The organism is Compostimonas suwonensis (assembly GCF_002797855.1).
GTDB lineage: Bacteria > Actinomycetota > Actinomycetes > Actinomycetales > Microbacteriaceae > Compostimonas > Compostimonas suwonensis.
This window is the reverse complement of the sequence record NZ_PGFB01000005.1, coordinates 282,856-296,987: the sequence shown is the minus strand read 5'-3', so window position 1 is coordinate 296,987 and position 14,132 is coordinate 282,856. Positions and strand designations below refer to the sequence as shown.

Annotated in this window: 12 protein-coding genes; 10 read left to right on the top strand and 2 right to left on the bottom strand. The window is 70.0% G+C overall.

Features of this window, described 5'->3' with window-relative positions; translation table 11 throughout:
* The first annotated feature begins 70 nt into the window (after window positions 1-70).
* The 8 genes from CLV54_RS14815 (at window position 71) to CLV54_RS14780 (ending at window position 7,757) form a co-directional block, all read left to right on the top strand.
* Complete coding sequence (locus tag CLV54_RS14815; RefSeq protein ID WP_100345759.1) at window positions 71-1,021, top strand: carbohydrate ABC transporter permease; 951 nt, start codon at window positions 71-73, stop codon at window positions 1,019-1,021.
* Window position 1,022: 1 nt separating this feature from the next.
* On the top strand, window positions 1,023-1,880 hold the full coding sequence (locus tag CLV54_RS14810; RefSeq protein ID WP_100345758.1) for a carbohydrate ABC transporter permease: 858 nt from the start codon (window positions 1,023-1,025) through the stop codon (window positions 1,878-1,880).
* 9 nt (window positions 1,881-1,889) lie between these two features.
* Complete coding sequence (locus CLV54_RS14805) at window positions 1,890-3,227, top strand: family 1 glycosylhydrolase (protein WP_100345757.1); 1,338 nt, start codon at window positions 1,890-1,892, stop codon at window positions 3,225-3,227.
* Window positions 3,228-3,229: 2 nt separating this feature from the next.
* Window positions 3,230-4,741, top strand: a complete 1,512-nt coding sequence (gene arfA, locus CLV54_RS14800) for an arabinosylfuranosidase ArfA (protein ID WP_100345756.1) — start codon at window positions 3,230-3,232, stop codon at window positions 4,739-4,741.
* Between the two features lie 74 nt (window positions 4,742-4,815).
* Window positions 4,816-5,193, top strand: a complete 378-nt coding sequence (locus tag CLV54_RS14795; protein WP_100345755.1) for a hypothetical protein — start codon at window positions 4,816-4,818, stop codon at window positions 5,191-5,193.
* Entirely contained in the window at window positions 5,190-5,537 is a 348-nt protein-coding gene (locus tag CLV54_RS14790; RefSeq protein ID WP_157803005.1) for a hypothetical protein, read from the top strand. Before CLV54_RS14795 ends, CLV54_RS14790 begins: the two co-directional genes overlap by 4 nt.
* A 128-nt stretch (window positions 5,538-5,665) precedes the next feature.
* Window positions 5,666-6,943 carry a saccharopine dehydrogenase family protein gene (locus CLV54_RS14785; RefSeq protein ID WP_100345753.1) on the top strand — a complete coding sequence of 426 codons (1,278 nt, stop codon included), beginning with the start codon at window positions 5,666-5,668 and terminating at the stop codon, window positions 6,941-6,943.
* A 40-nt stretch (window positions 6,944-6,983) separates the two neighbouring features.
* Window positions 6,984-7,757 carry a GNAT family N-acetyltransferase gene (locus CLV54_RS14780; RefSeq protein ID WP_100345752.1) on the top strand — a complete coding sequence of 258 codons (774 nt, stop codon included), beginning with the start codon at window positions 6,984-6,986 and terminating at the stop codon, window positions 7,755-7,757.
* Window positions 7,758-7,780: 23 nt separating this feature from the next.
* Here the strand turns inward: CLV54_RS14780 and catA are convergent, their stop codons facing one another.
* Window positions 7,781-8,437, bottom strand: coding sequence for a type A chloramphenicol O-acetyltransferase (gene catA, locus CLV54_RS14775; protein WP_100345751.1), 657 nt, complete (start codon window positions 8,435-8,437; stop codon window positions 7,781-7,783).
* Between the two features lie 100 nt (window positions 8,438-8,537).
* Here catA and menC point away from each other — a divergent pair, with 100 nt between their 5' ends.
* On the top strand, window positions 8,538-9,647 hold the full coding sequence (gene menC / locus CLV54_RS14770; RefSeq protein ID WP_100345750.1) for an o-succinylbenzoate synthase: 1,110 nt from the start codon (window positions 8,538-8,540) through the stop codon (window positions 9,645-9,647).
* Between the two features lie 9 nt (window positions 9,648-9,656).
* Here the strand turns inward: menC and CLV54_RS14765 are convergent, their stop codons facing one another.
* The gene (locus CLV54_RS14765) at window positions 9,657-10,508 is read right to left on the bottom strand and encodes a helix-turn-helix domain-containing protein (protein WP_100345749.1); all 852 of its coding nucleotides are present in this window, start codon (window positions 10,506-10,508) and stop codon (window positions 9,657-9,659) included.
* 273 nt (window positions 10,509-10,781) lie between these two features.
* On the opposite strand from CLV54_RS14765, the gene CLV54_RS14760 reads away from it, so the two are divergent.
* Window positions 10,782-14,027, top strand: a complete 3,246-nt coding sequence (locus CLV54_RS14760; protein ID WP_170062011.1) for a M64 family metallopeptidase — start codon at window positions 10,782-10,784, stop codon at window positions 14,025-14,027.
* Window positions 14,028-14,132 lie beyond the last annotated feature (105 nt).

Here is a 14,132-nt window from a genome sequence, read left to right as displayed (position 1 = left end):
GACCCGCCGTGCGAAAGGCCCCTGCGAGAAGAACCTGTGCTGAGAGAACCCGGGCAGAGAGAATCGGACGATGACGACCCAGACCGAACGGCGCACCCGCCGTTACCGACCCGCACCGCAGCTCGGCGGTCGTGGCCCGCTCACGGGCCGCACACAGCGCCGCCTGACGATCGCCGCGTTCCTGATCCCCGGCCTCACTCTCCTGACGCTCTTCGTCTTCTGGCCGATGGTCTCGGCCCTGAGGCTGTCGTTCACCGATGCGAGCGGTTTCGGCGCCGAGAACTACGTCGGCTTCGACAACTACGTGGAGGTCTTCACCGATCCCCAGATCCTGCAGTCGATGGGCAACACGGTGCTCTACGCGGTGCTGTTCACCCCGGCGGCCGTGATCCTCGCGCTGCTGCTGGCGCTCGCGCTCAACAGCCCGCGGCTTCCCCTGCGCGGTCTCTTCCGCACCTGGCTGTTCCTGCCCTTCATCGTGTCGCTCGCGGTCGCGGCCTTCGCGTGGTCGTACCTCCTCGACCCGCAGGTCGGGCTGCTCAACTACTGGCTGCAGGCGTTCGGGATCAGGATCGGGAACGTGCTGCAGGATCCCGTGCTCGCGATGCCCACCGTGGCGCTCGTCGCGGTGTGGAAGAGCTTCGCCTTCTACATGGTGGTCTTCCTGGCCGGGCTGCAGGAGATCCCGACGAGCCTGTACGAGGCGGCGAAGATGGATGGCGCGAACGCCTGGTCGCGTTTCCGCAACGTGACCCTCCCGCTGCTCAGCAACACGACCGCCTTCGTGCTCATCATCGCGGTCATCGCCGCGTTGCAGGCCTTCGACCAGATCTACGTCATGACCAGCGGCGGGCCGTACCGCAGCACTCAGACGATCGTCATGCAGATCTACGAGTCGGGATTCAAGAAGCTCGACATCGGGTTCGCCTCCGCGCTCTCGTACGTCCTGCTGATCGCGACGCTGCTGCTCAGCCTCGCCCAGTTCTTCTTCTTCGGCCGCCGCGAGAAAGACGCCAACTGAGATGACGACGATCGCACGTCTGCGCCGCCCGCGCCCGCCCCGGCACTGGGTCGTGCCCGCCCTCTCGTTCGCGGGCATGATCGTGGTGACCCTGCTCATCCTGCTGCCCGTGATCATCATCGTCTTCACGGCGTTCAAGCCCGTGGCCGAGGTGAACGCCTACCCGCCGTCGCTCGTGCCCGGCACCTGGACGTTCGACAACTTCACCCGGATCTTCTCCGAGCTGCCGTTCGCCCGGCTCATCGGCAACAGCTTCGTGTTCGCGGGGGGAGTGACGCTGTGCGCGCTCGTCTTCGACTCGCTCGTGGCCTACGTGCTCGCGCGCATCGACTTCCGGGGAAGCCGCGTGCTGCTGATCGTGATCGTCGCGAGTCTGATGATCCCGTTCCAGGCCACGCTCATCCCCATCTACCAGCTGGTCGCCCAGTTCGGCTGGGTGAACACCTTCGCGGGCCTCATCATCCCCCGGGCCGCCGACGCCTTCGGCATCTTCTTCCTGCGTCAGTTCTTCGTCTCGCTCCCGCGCGACCTCGACAACGCGGCCCGTATCGATGGGGCGTCCGAGTTCAGGATCTTCCGCAGCATCGTGCTGCCGAACGCCGTGCCGGCCCTGCTCACGCTCGGCATCTTCACCTTCGTCAACAACTGGAACGACCTGCTCTGGCCGCTCGTGTTCACGACCCAGTCCGAGATGGGCACGATCACCTCGGGCCTGACCCTCCTGACCGGGCCGAGCGGGATCGTGCCCTACGGCGTGATGATGGCCGGCTCGCTCGTCGCCGTCGTGCCGCTCGCGATCATGTTCCTCGTCGTCCAACGCCGCTTCATCGAGAGCGTCGCCAGCACCGGACTCAAGTAGGAGAAGGCAATGACGAAATGGTTCGACGACGGCGCCCTGCACTTCGCGCTCGGCATCGAGGACACCTTCGTGCCGCAGGAGCGCCCCGGGGAGCGCGCCGTCGACGAGTACGAGCTCACCGAGCACTACACGCAGTGGCGCTCCGACCTCGAGCTCGTGAGGGAGTCGGGCGCCGAGATGCTGCGCTGGGGCGTGCCCTGGCACCGGGTCAACCCCGCCCCGGGCGAGTGGGACTGGAGCTGGCTCGACGCCGTGATGGCGCGTTTCGGCGAGCTCGGCATCCGCCCCATCGTCGACCTGCTGCACTACGGCACCCCGCTCTGGCTCGAGGGGGAGTTCGCGAACCCCGACTACCCGCAGCGGGTCGCCGAGTACTCGGTGGCCGTCGCGGAGCGCTATCGGGATGTCGTCACCGACTACACACCCGTCAACGAGCCGATGATCCACGCCCTCTTCAGCGGGGAGTACGGCTACTGGCCTCCGTATCGCACGGGCCCGGGCGGTCTCGTCGAGATCTCCGCGGCGATCGCGAGAGGCTTCGTGCTGAGCCAGCGTGGCATCGCCGAGGTGCTCGGGGATGCCGCGACCTTCGTGCACGTCGACGCGGGGTTCCGCTACACGGGCGACGCCGAGGCGCCGGAGCACCGGGGAACCGCCCTGCGCCTGCGTCGGCAGAGCTATCTCGTCGAGGACCTCGTCACGGGCCGGGTCGACGACGCCCACCCGCTGCGGCCCCTGCTGAGCGAGAACGGCATGACGGATGCCGCGCTCTCCTGGTTCGGCGAGGCGCCGGTCAGGCCGCACGTGATGGGCGTGAACTACTACCCCCGCCACTCGACCGAGGTGTTCGAGGCGGGCGTGCAGCACGGAGGGGGCTTCGCCGACCCGCGGCCGACGCGGGACGACGGCGTCGACGGGCTCCTCGAGGTGCTCCGCGCCTATGCGGAGCGCTACGGCGCCCCGGTCATGCTGACCGAGACCTGCGTCACGGGAACCGTGGACGAGCGGATCGCCTGGCTCGACGCATCCGTCGACGCGGTCGTGGCCGCGAAGGCCCGCGGGCTCCCGATCGTCGGCTACACGTGGTGGCCGCTCTTCGACATGTACGAATGGACCTACCGCCACAGCACCGCCGCCCGCGAGGAGCACCTGCTGAGCATGGGCCTCTGGGATCTCGTGGAGACGCCGAGCCGTCTGGAGCGGCGCAGGAACCCCGTCGCCGACCGCTTCGCCCACCACGCACGAGAGGCCCGAGGGGCCTCATCCGAACGACGTCCGCAACAGCCGCAACAAGCGCAACAGTCACAACAGAACAGCACGACCGACCACCCCGAACCCCGAGGATAGCCATGCCGACCGCACACCTGACCATCGACCCGCATTTCGTCGTGGGCCCGATCAACCGACGGCTCTTCGGCTCGTTCGTCGAGCACCTGGGACGCAGCGTCTACGACGGCATCTACGAGCCGGGGCATCCCGCCGCCGACGAGGAGGGCTTCCGCACCGACGTCATCGAGCTCGTCAAAGAGCTCGGGGTCTCGGCCATCCGGTACCCGGGCGGCAACTTCGTCTCCGGCTTCCGCTGGGAGGACAGCGTCGGCCCGCGCGAGGAGCGGCCCCGTCGCCTCGACCTCGCCTGGCACTCGACGGAGACGAACGAGGTGGGGCTGCACGAGTTCTCGTCGTGGCTCGACAAGGTCGGCAGCGAGCTCATGCTCGCCGTCAACCTCGGCACCCGCGGAACCCTCGAGGCGCTCGATCTGATCGAGTACACGAACATCGCGCGGGGCACGGCGTTGTCGGAGCAGCGCATCGCCAACGGAAAGACGGATGCGTTCGGCATCCGGATGTGGTGTCTCGGCAACGAGATGGACGGCCCGTGGCAGCTCGGGCACCGCTCCGCCGACGACTACGGCGCGATCGCCGCCCGCGCGGCGAAGGCGATGCGGATGGTCGACCCGTCGATCGAGCTCGTCGTCTGCGGGTCGTCGGGCGCCCAGATGCCGACCTTCGGCGAGTGGGAGCGGGTCGTGCTCGGGCACAGCTACGACGAGGTCGACTACATCTCGTGCCACGCCTACTACGAGGAGAAGAATGGCGACCTGGGCAGCTTCCTGGCCTCCTCCGTCGACATGGACCGCTTCATCGAGTCGGTGGTGGCGACCGCCGACCACGTGAAGGCCGTGAAGGGCAGCGACAAGACGATCGACATCTCCTTCGACGAGTGGAACGTCTGGTACCAAGACCGCTTCCAGCAGGTCGACAAGATCGAGGGCATCGACAACTGGCCCGTCGCCCCCCGCCTGCTCGAGGACGTGTACTCGGTGGCCGACGCCGTCGTCTTCGGCAGCCTTCTGATCTCGCTGCTCAAGCACGCCGACCGGGTCACCTCCGCCTCCCTCGCGCAGCTCGTCAACGTCATCGCGCCGATCATGACCGAGCCCGGCGGCCCCGCCTGGAAGCAGACGACGTTCTTCCCCTTCGCGCTCACCTCCGCTCTCGCGACCGGGTCGACCCTCGTGCAGAAGCTCACGAGCGACCGCTACACGAGCGAGCTCTACGGCGAGGTGAACCTGGTCGACGCCGTCGCGACCCACGACGAGGGCTCCGGCCGCACCTCCGTTTTCCTCGTCAACCGCAGTCAGACGGATGCCGCGGTCGTCACGATCGACGTCGGCGCCCTCGGCTCGGCGGCCCTCCTCGACGCGCAGACCCTGAGCGACGCCGACATCCACGCGAAGAACACCCTCGCCGAACCGACCCGGGTGGGGCTGCGCCCGCTCGAGTCGGTGGAGGAGGCCGACGGCACGATCACGGTGACGCTGCCGCCCGTGTCGTGGAGCGCGCTGTCCCTCGGCTGAGCGTTCGCGGGTTCACGGCATCCTCGGATGCTGGGGACTGGTGGTGGCGGCATCCCTCGCTATAGCCTCGAGCGGTGACCTCCGTGATGCCGCCCGAGCCGCAACCGGTCGCGCGGGCGCGCAACGTCTGGGGCGTCATCGCCTTCGTCGCCGCGCTCCTCGTCGCCGTCGCCGGCATCCTCTCCCGCGTCTTCGCGGTGTACGCGCCGAGCATCGTCTCGGCCAGCTCGGCGACGGTCGCCGAGGTGGGCGTGCTCCTGTCGGCGATCACCCTCGCGAGCCTCGTCTTCGGCCTCGTCGCGCTCGTCTTCGGCATCATCGGCGTCACCCGCAGAGGCGCCGGGCACGCGCTGGCCGCCGTGGGCATCGGGATCGGGATGGTGAGTGTCATGACGTTCCTCGTCACGAGCCTCGGCTTCGCGGCGATCGCGGGGGCGGCGGCGGCCCCGTGAGCGTGTACGGCGTGCCTTCCGCCGAGCAGCGGCCCGCGCGGCGCCCGGCCAACCCCCTGGGCGTGATCGGCCTCGTGCTCGCCGTGCTGCTCGTCGTCGTCGCGCTGCTGACCTCGCTGCTGCAGTTCTCGGTGCAGCTCACCGGCGGAACCGGTGTCGGCATCGGAACGGTGATCTCGTACATCGTGCAGGCCGTGCTCGCGCTCGCCTGCGCGATCCTCGGCGCCATCGGCCTCCTGCAGCGCAGTCTCTCGCCCGCCTCGCCCGCGGCCGCGCTCGCCATCGGGGCGTTCTACCTGCTCGGCATCGTCACGCAGCTGATCATCGCCGCCACGGTCGCCTGACCCCCGCCCCCTCTCTCCAACTCAAAACGACGGAGATTCTGGGAAAAGCGGGGCGATACTGCGCAAACGGCCCCGTTTTCGGCACAATCTCCGTCGTTTTGAGTGGCGCCGACCGGTAGCGTGACCCCATGAGAATACTTCTGGTGGGCGCAGGGGGCGTCGGCACGGCGATCGCCAAGATCGCCGCGCGACGGGACTTCTACGAGCAGATCATCGTGAGCGACTACGACGTCGCCCGCGCGCAGAACGTCGTCGACTGGATCCGCGCGAGACACGGCGACGAGGTGGCCGCCCGGTTCGGCGCGACCGGCATCGATGCGAGCGATCCGGATGCCGTGGCATCCGTCGCTCGTGAACACCGGGCCACGCACGTGATGAACGCCGTCGAGCCGAAGTTCGTGCCCACGATCTTCGCCGGGGCGCTCGCGGCCGGAGCCGACTACCTCGACATGGCCATGAGCCTCTCCGAGCCGCATCCGACGGATCCGCACTCGCAGACCGGGGTGAAACTCGGCGACGACCAGTTCGCGCTCTCGGGCGACTGGGAGCGCGCGGGCCGCCTCGCCCTCGTGGGCATGGGCGTGGAGCCCGGGCTCAGCGACGTCTTCGCGCGGTACGCGGCCGACCACCTCTTCTCGAGCATCGACGAGCTCGGGGTGCGCGACGGCGCGAACCTCGTGGTGCGCGACGAGGCCGGCAACGAGATCTTCGCGCCCTCCTTCAGCATCTGGACGACCATCGAGGAGTGCCTCAACCCGCCCGTGATCTGGGAGAAGGACGCGGGCTGGTTCACGACGCCGCCGTTCAGCGAGCCCGAGATCTTCGAGTTCCCCGAGGGCATCGGCGCCGTCGAGTGCGTCAACGTCGAGCACGAGGAGGTGCTGCTCATGCCGCGCTGGGTCGACGCCCAGCGGGTGACCTTCAAGTACGGGCTGGGCAACGAGTTCATCGGCGTGCTCAAGACCCTGCACCTGCTGGGGCTCGACGCGACGACCCCCCTGCGGGTGCGGTCCGCGAACGGCCCCGTCGAGGTCGCGCCGCGCGACGTCGTGGCGGCGGCGCTGCCCGACCCCGCGACGATCGGGCCGCGGATGACGGGCAAGACCTGCGCGGGCCTGTGGGTCACCGGAACCGGCACCGACGGCTCCCCGCGCGAGGTCTACCTCTACCACGTGAGCGACAACGAGTGGACGATGGCCGAGTACGAGAGCCAGTGCGTCGTCTGGCAGACCGCGCTCAACCCCGTGATCGCCCTCGAGCTGCTCGCCGGCGGCATCTGGCAGGGCACGGGAGTGCTCGGCCCGGAGGCCTTCGACGCGAAGCCCTTCCTCGACCTCATGGCCCTGCCCCTCGCCGAGGGCGGCTACGGCCAGGGCTGGGGGCTCGACGATCGCTCGGCGAGCTGACGAGCCGGTGAGCTGATGAGCGCGACGAGCTGACGGACCCATGGATGCGACGCCCCCGGAGTTGAGCCCGGCGTCCCTCGTCGATCGTGCCTGCCGCCGGGCCGCCGTCGAGGTGCGCGAGGCCCGGCCCCACGACATGGCGCAGATCGTGCGTCTCTTCGAGAGCACCTGGGGCGCCGGCCGCAGCCCCGACGACGGCCTGCTGCGCGCCGTCGCGCACGCCGGCAACACCGTGATCCTGGCGACGGATGCCGGTGGCCGCACGGTCGGGGCGGCCCTCGGCTTCCTCGGCTGGGAGGGCGGCGTGCACCTGCACTCGCACATGGCCGCCGTCGACCCGCGGCACCAGGGCGGGGGAGTGGGCTTCGCGCTCAAGGTGTTCCAGCGCCAGCTGTGCCTGGATCGCGGCATCCGACAGATGCGGTGGACCTTCGATCCGCTCATCCGCCGCAACGCCTACTTCAACCTCGTGAAGCTCGGCGCCGAGGTCGTCGCGTTCCACCCCGACTTCTACGGCGATCTCGACGACGCGATCAGCGGCGGGGATGCGAGCGACCGGCTCGAGGTGCTCTGGCGGCTCGACTCGCCACGGGTGCGGCACGCGCTCGCCGAACGGCCGGCGCCGGCCTGGGCGGGGCCGCTGCGCCTCGAGCTCGCGACCGACTACCAGGCGCTGCGGCGCCTCGACCCGGATGCCGCCGCGCTTCTGCGCGAGGAGTCACGGCAGGCGTTCGCCGAGGCCGCCGAGCGCGGGCTGCGCGCCGAGCTCGACCGCACCGCCTACGTCTTCACGCCCACCCCGCCCGAGGCGTGAGCCCCGAAGCCCGAAGCCGCCTGCTACCCGAGCCAGTCGCCGGAGGAGTCCATGAGCCCCTGGAGCTCGGTGACGAAGCGGGCGGTGTGGAACCCGTCGGCCGAGGCGTGGTGGATCTGCATCGCGAGCGGGAGCATCACACGCCCGTCGCGCTCGACGTACCGGCCGAGCGTGACGATCGGCAGGTAGTGGTCGGTGCCGTGCGCGATGTTCAGGGTGAAGCCGGTGAACGACGCCCAGGGCAGGCTCGAGACGTCGAAGACGTTCGGCGGCACCTCGCCCTGCGGGAACATCGTGGTGGCTGCGCGATGCGTCGTGAGCAGCTCGACCGCGCGGTCGTGGAAGCGCGCGAAGTCGCGATCGTAGTCGGCCCAGACGGCCGCGAAGGTCTCGCGCTCGGGGTTGAAGACCGTGAAGAACGGGTGCACGACGCTCCACACCGAGGGGCTGCCCGCCTCGTCGACCGACATCCGGAACTCGTCGTGATCGTTCACGACGGAGGCGATCGCCCAGATCTGCGCCGGGTAGGTCTTGCGACCGGTCCGGCGCAGCGCGGCGGACAGGGTGGTCGCGTCGAGCTCGACGGTGAGGCTGTAGGTGCAGGGCACCCGGGATCGGTAGTGCTCGAAATGCTCCCGCCGCGGCCAGTGATCGAGGTCGATGGGGGTCGTGCGGTCCATGGTCCCACCCTGTCACACCGCGCAGGAGACGTCGCCAGCGCGCGGGCCTAGGCTGTGACCACACGGAGGCCGCGACGCGACACACGAGACGAGGGGCGTTATGAGAATCGAAGCCGTCGAACTGCACCGCATCGCCATGCCGCTCGTGCGGCCCTTCGAGACCTCGTTCGGGCGCCAGAGCGCCCGTGACGTGCTGCTCGTGCACCTCCTCGGCGACGAGGGCGAGGGCTGGGGCGAATGCGTCGCGATGGAGCATCCGCTCTACAGCTCCGAGTACGTGCAGGGCTGCTCGGAGCTCATCGAGCACTACCTCGCGCCCCGCCTGCTGGGCGCGCCCGACATCGCCGCGGAGGGCCTCGGCGAGCTCTTCGGCGGCATCATCGGGCATCGGATGTCGAAGGCCGCCGTCGAGGCCGCCCTGCTCGATGCGCAGCTGCGGGCCGCCGGGCTCTCCTTCGGCGAGTACCTGGGCGCGGCGCGGAGCGAGGTCGACTGCGGGGTGAGCGTCGGGATCGCCCGCGACATCCCGTCGCTGCTCGAGGAGGTCGCCGGCTACGTCGACGAGGGCTATCGGCGCATCAAACTCAAGATCAAGCCCGGCTGGGATCTCGAGCCGGTGGCCGCCGTGCGCGAGCTCATCGGGCCGCAGATGCTGCTGCAGGTCGACGCCAACACGGCTTATACGGCCGCCGACATCGAGCACCTCGGCCGGCTCGACGCCTTCGATCTGCTGCTCATCGAGCAGCCGTTCGTCGAGGAGGACATCGCGACGCACGTGAGCCTGGCCCGCGCCATCGCGACGCCCGTGTGCCTCGACGAGTCGATCGTGAACGTGGATGTCGCGGTCGACGCGATCGAGCGCGGCGCGACATCCGTCGTCAACATCAAACCGGGCCGGGTCGGCGGATATCTGGAGGCCGTGCGCATCCACGACGCCTGCGGGGAGCTCGACGTTCCGGTCTGGTGCGGCGGCATGCTCGAGACCGGCATCGGCCGTGCGGCGAACGTGGCCCTCGCGGCCCTGCCGAACTTCACCCTGCCGGGCGACACGAGCGCCTCGAAGCGCTATTTCGCCGAAGACCTCACGGAGCCCTTCGAGCTCGTCGACGGGCGCCTCGCGGTGCCGACGGGGCCGGGCACGGGGGTCACGGTGCGCACCGGGCTCGTGCGCGACCGGGCCTCGCGGCCGCCGGTCGTGCTCGCCCGCTGAGGGGCGGCCTCAGCGGGCGCGATCCGCGTAACCGCGCGGGGTCTCGCCGACGATCGAGACGAAGTCGCGGCTGAAATGCGACTGGTCGGCGTAGCCGAGGGATGCCGCGAGCTCGGCCAGCGCGGGGGCGTCCGGCTGCGCGAGGGCGTACGCCGCCTCCTGCAGCCGGAAGCGCCGGATGAGCCACTTGGGCGTCACCCCCGCCTCCTGGGCGAGCAGTCGCTGCAGCCGTCGCAGGCCGAGACCGAAGCGCTCGGCGAGCTGCTCGACCCGCAGCAGGTCGCGGTCGGCCTCGACCGCCTGCACGATGCCGGCGGCGAGCGCGGCATCCTCGCCGAGGGCGAGGCCGAGGCTCTCGAGCCAGCTCTCGAAGGCCGCGGCGGCGGCCGCGTCGTCACCGGCGGATGCCTCCTGCCGCACGGCTCCGATGAACTCCTGCGCTCGCGGGAGCTCGGAGGCGTCGACGACCGTGCCGGTGAGCTCGGCGGTGCTGCGCCCGGTGAGCGCTCGCGCGGTGCCGGGCTGAAGCAGCACGCCGAAGGCCCAGCCGGTGCCGCTGAGGGCCTGCTCGCCGCGACCCAGGGTGACCCCGTGGAGCGCGGCGCCGTGCGGGTAGACGACCAGGTTGCAACCCGGGTACTCGAGCACCCCCTGCCGCACGACGACGCCGTCGGGCAGCGTCCAGCGCGGGATCCAGTAGTGCCGCACGAGTGCGGCGAGATCGTCGCGGGGGTACAGGCGGTCGATGCTCAGCGGTCTCGCCGTGCCGGGAGAGGCGTCCGCAGCCGCCTCAGCGGGTGGCGTGAGCTGCCCCTTGCTCTCCGGGCTGCCGGCGCGCCGCAGGCGCTCGAAACCGCTCATAACCCCAGTATCCCAACCGCCCCTGGTCCCGAGTGGACGCAAAACGGGGGTGCGCGGGGTCTCACACCCCCGTTTTGCGTCCACTCGACGAGAGGTGTGCGGTTGGGGATGAGGGGAAAGACATCGGGGGATCATCAAATTTGCTAATTAAAATGTGATATGTCACGGATTGTAGTACGGTCGAGTTCAGTGTCGCGCAATGTCGAGATCGGCTCCGTGAGAGAGCTCCGAGAGAATGAGGTAGCAACGGTGATACCACGCAAAAAAACCAGGATGACCGCGATGTTCGCGGCGGTCGCCGTCATCGCGGGGATGGTGGTGGGAGGATCGGCGCTCGCCGCGTCGGCCGCGCCGCCCGCGCAGCAACCGCTGGCGGGGCTCGCGGCGGAGGCCGCGCCGGGGCTGCTCCCCGAGCCCACCGTCGTGCCGATCCAGGTCACGGGCCCCGCGACCGAGCGACTCAACCTGATCGTGTTCGGCGACGGCTACCAGGCCGATCAGCAGTCCCTCTTTATGGGAGACCTCGACCGCAACCTCGCCGTGATGTGGGCATCCGAGCCCTTCCACAGCTATCAGAACTACATCAACGTCTACGCCGTGCAGCTCGCGTCGATCGACTACGGGATCCAGTGCGACCCCGACGGCCGCAAGCGCCATCCCGACGGCACGATCCGCGACACCGGTGAGCGCGAGGGCCCGATCGCCACCAAGAACACCGCGCTGAGGCTCACGCTCGGCGGCTGCAACAACCCGCTCGCCCGCGGGATCACCTACGGCGCAGCCCCCGCGGACTGCGAGTCGCAGGCCGACAAGTACCCCGAGGGCGTCGATCCCTGCGAGACCGGCATCCAGGCGCAGCGACGGATCCTCGACACCTACATCGCCCCCCTCCTGGGCATCCCGAGGACGGCGCAGAACCTGCAGACCCTCGCCATCTCGAACACCTTCACCTACGGCGGCATCGGCGGCCGGGATGCCACGACCTCGGGTGGTTCGCCGCAGGGCCCCGTGATCTCGCTGCACGAGCTGGGCCACTCCCTCGGCAACACCACGGACGAGTACCCCTACAGCTCGCGCGACGTCGTGCGGGACTGCTACACGGGCACCGAGGCACGCACGAGCTTCCACCACACGACCTACACCTCCGAAGAGCAGATGATCGCCGACCAGCACAAGTGGTTCCGCTGGCTCGGCGAGGAGAGCATCTCGGGCGGGAAGATCGGGCTCTACGAGAGCGGCGGAACGTACCCCTGCGGTCAGCGGCGGCCGAGCGAGCACTCCATGATGCGCTGGGTGGGCTTCGAGTTCGACCAGGTCGGCCGTGAGCACATGGTCGCCAGGATCACCGGCATGCGCGACTCGGGCGCGATGGTCGTCACGTCGACGCCCGAGGGCACGGTCCCCGCGGGCAGCGCCCTGTGGACGGAGGCCGGGCAGCCCCGCTTCCACGACCTCACGGTCACCTGGCGCACCGGCGGCCCCACGGGCCCGGTGATCGCCTCCGGCAGCGAGCGCAGCATCGACCTCGGCGACTTCGCCCTGCCCGAGGGCACGACGGTCGTCGCCGAGGTGCGCGACCCGGTCGGGCCCGACGGCATCGACTGGGTGCGCAACCCCTCGACGAACAACGCCGCCACCGACTCCGGCTTCGAGGGGCCGCGATTCGTGCAGAGACGCACGTGGACGATCGGCGCGGAGGACGTCGTGCCGTCGGCACCCGGTGCGCAGATCACCTCCGGCAGCTCGACCACCCAGCCCCTCGCGAAAGACGAGATGGTGTTCGTGCGCACGACCCACCCCAGCGACCGCGTTCCCGTCGTGACCTGGACGCTCGACGGGAAAGAGGTCCAGACCGGGCCGCGCACGGTTCTCGATCTGAAGGCCCGGGACCTCGCGAGCGGCACCTACGACCTGACCGCGACCGTCTCCGATCCGGCGAACCCCAACGCCCCCCGCTCGACGATGTCGTGGAAGGTCGACGCGGTTCTGCCCACGGCGCCGCGCACGCTCTCCGAGTCGCTCGTCGACCTGAACGACGACGAGGAGCACGGCGTCTACTTCAACGGCTGGGACATGAAGCTCGACCCCGTCGACAGCACTGACGGCTACGACGGCAAGCGCTACGTCGTGGGGCAGCTGCGTCTCGACGGCGACGGCTGGTACAACTACTCGGGCTTCCCCGAGCAGCCGATGCCCGACTCGCCGTTCGAGTTCCGCCACTCCGGAACGGACCTGAAGGCGCTCACCTACGGCAACCTCGGCTCCGGCGGCCTGAGCAAGGCGGCCTTCGAGCAGACACTGCCCGACGATCATCCGCTCGGCGGTTTCGTGCCCGGATTCGGCACGCACCGCGTGGAGCACCGGGCGATCGACCCGGTCGGCAACATCGGCGACGCCGAGGCCTACAAGGCGACGGTGCTGCCGGGCGAGCTCCTGGAGTGCACGACGACGCGCACGGGCGATCTCGCCGCGCTGACGGTGGCCGACGGCGTGATCTGCATCACGGATGCGCACATCGCGGGCGGTCTGACCGTTGCTGAGGGCGCTTCCGTCGTCGTGCGCGACAGCGTGATCGACGGCGCCCTGGACGTCTCGGACGCCGCGGCGTTCCAGATCTTCGGAACGACCGTGAAGGGCGCCACGAGCATCTCCGACGTGGCGAGCGACGTCACGGCGGCGGGCAACACCTTCCGCCGGGGCCTGGAGCTGACCGGCAACACGCAGGTCACGGCGAACGAGCGCTTCAGCAGGCTCGCGGGCGAGTACGGCCCGATCCTCAGCGGCAACACGATCTTCGGGTCGCTCGACTGCGCCGACAACAGCGCGGCCGTGAGCGATTTCGGCGCGCTGAACGCCCTGGCGGGATCGAAGGCCGGCGACTGCGCCGAGCTCGAGACGACCCTCGCCGAAGCGCCCGTGGTCACCGCCCCGGAGGAGCTGAACGACGCCGACCAGGGCGGACTCGTCGCGACCCGGGAGGGCGGCGTCGTCACCATCCCGATCCCCGGCGCTGAGCAGGCGGACGAGTTCGTGGTGCACCTCTACCCGGGGGCAGAGCCGCGCGGCGTCGTCCTCGCAGATGCGGAGGGGCGGATCGAGCTCGGCATCGACGACCTCGAGCCCGGAAGCTACCGGCTGAGCGTGCAGGACTCCTTCGGCGATCTGATCGGCTGGGTCGCCGTGACGATCGACGCGGATCCCGGGACCGACCCGGGGACTGATCCGGGGACTGACCCGGGGACCGATCCCGGGACTGACCCGGGCACCGATCCCGGGACTGATCCTGGTACTGATCCCGGTACGGATCCGGGTAGCGACCCGGGTACGGATCCAGGCATCGACTCGGCCGGCGAGGTCACCGAGCCCGGCGGCACCGCGGGCGACGAGCCGGGAAGCCTGCCGTCCACCGGGTACGACCTCGGGCTGACCCCGCTGCTCGTGCTCCTGCTCCTCGGCGGCGGTGGGGCGCTGCTCGGGGTGCGCCGGCACCGCACGCGGGCGGATGGCCTGAAGAGGTAGCCTCCGCGGCATACGGCGACGGCCGGGTGGCCGGGCCTGTCAGAGGCCTGACCGCCCGGCCGTCGTGCGTGGGCGCGGGGGCGCGTGGTCACGAGGGCGCCGGGA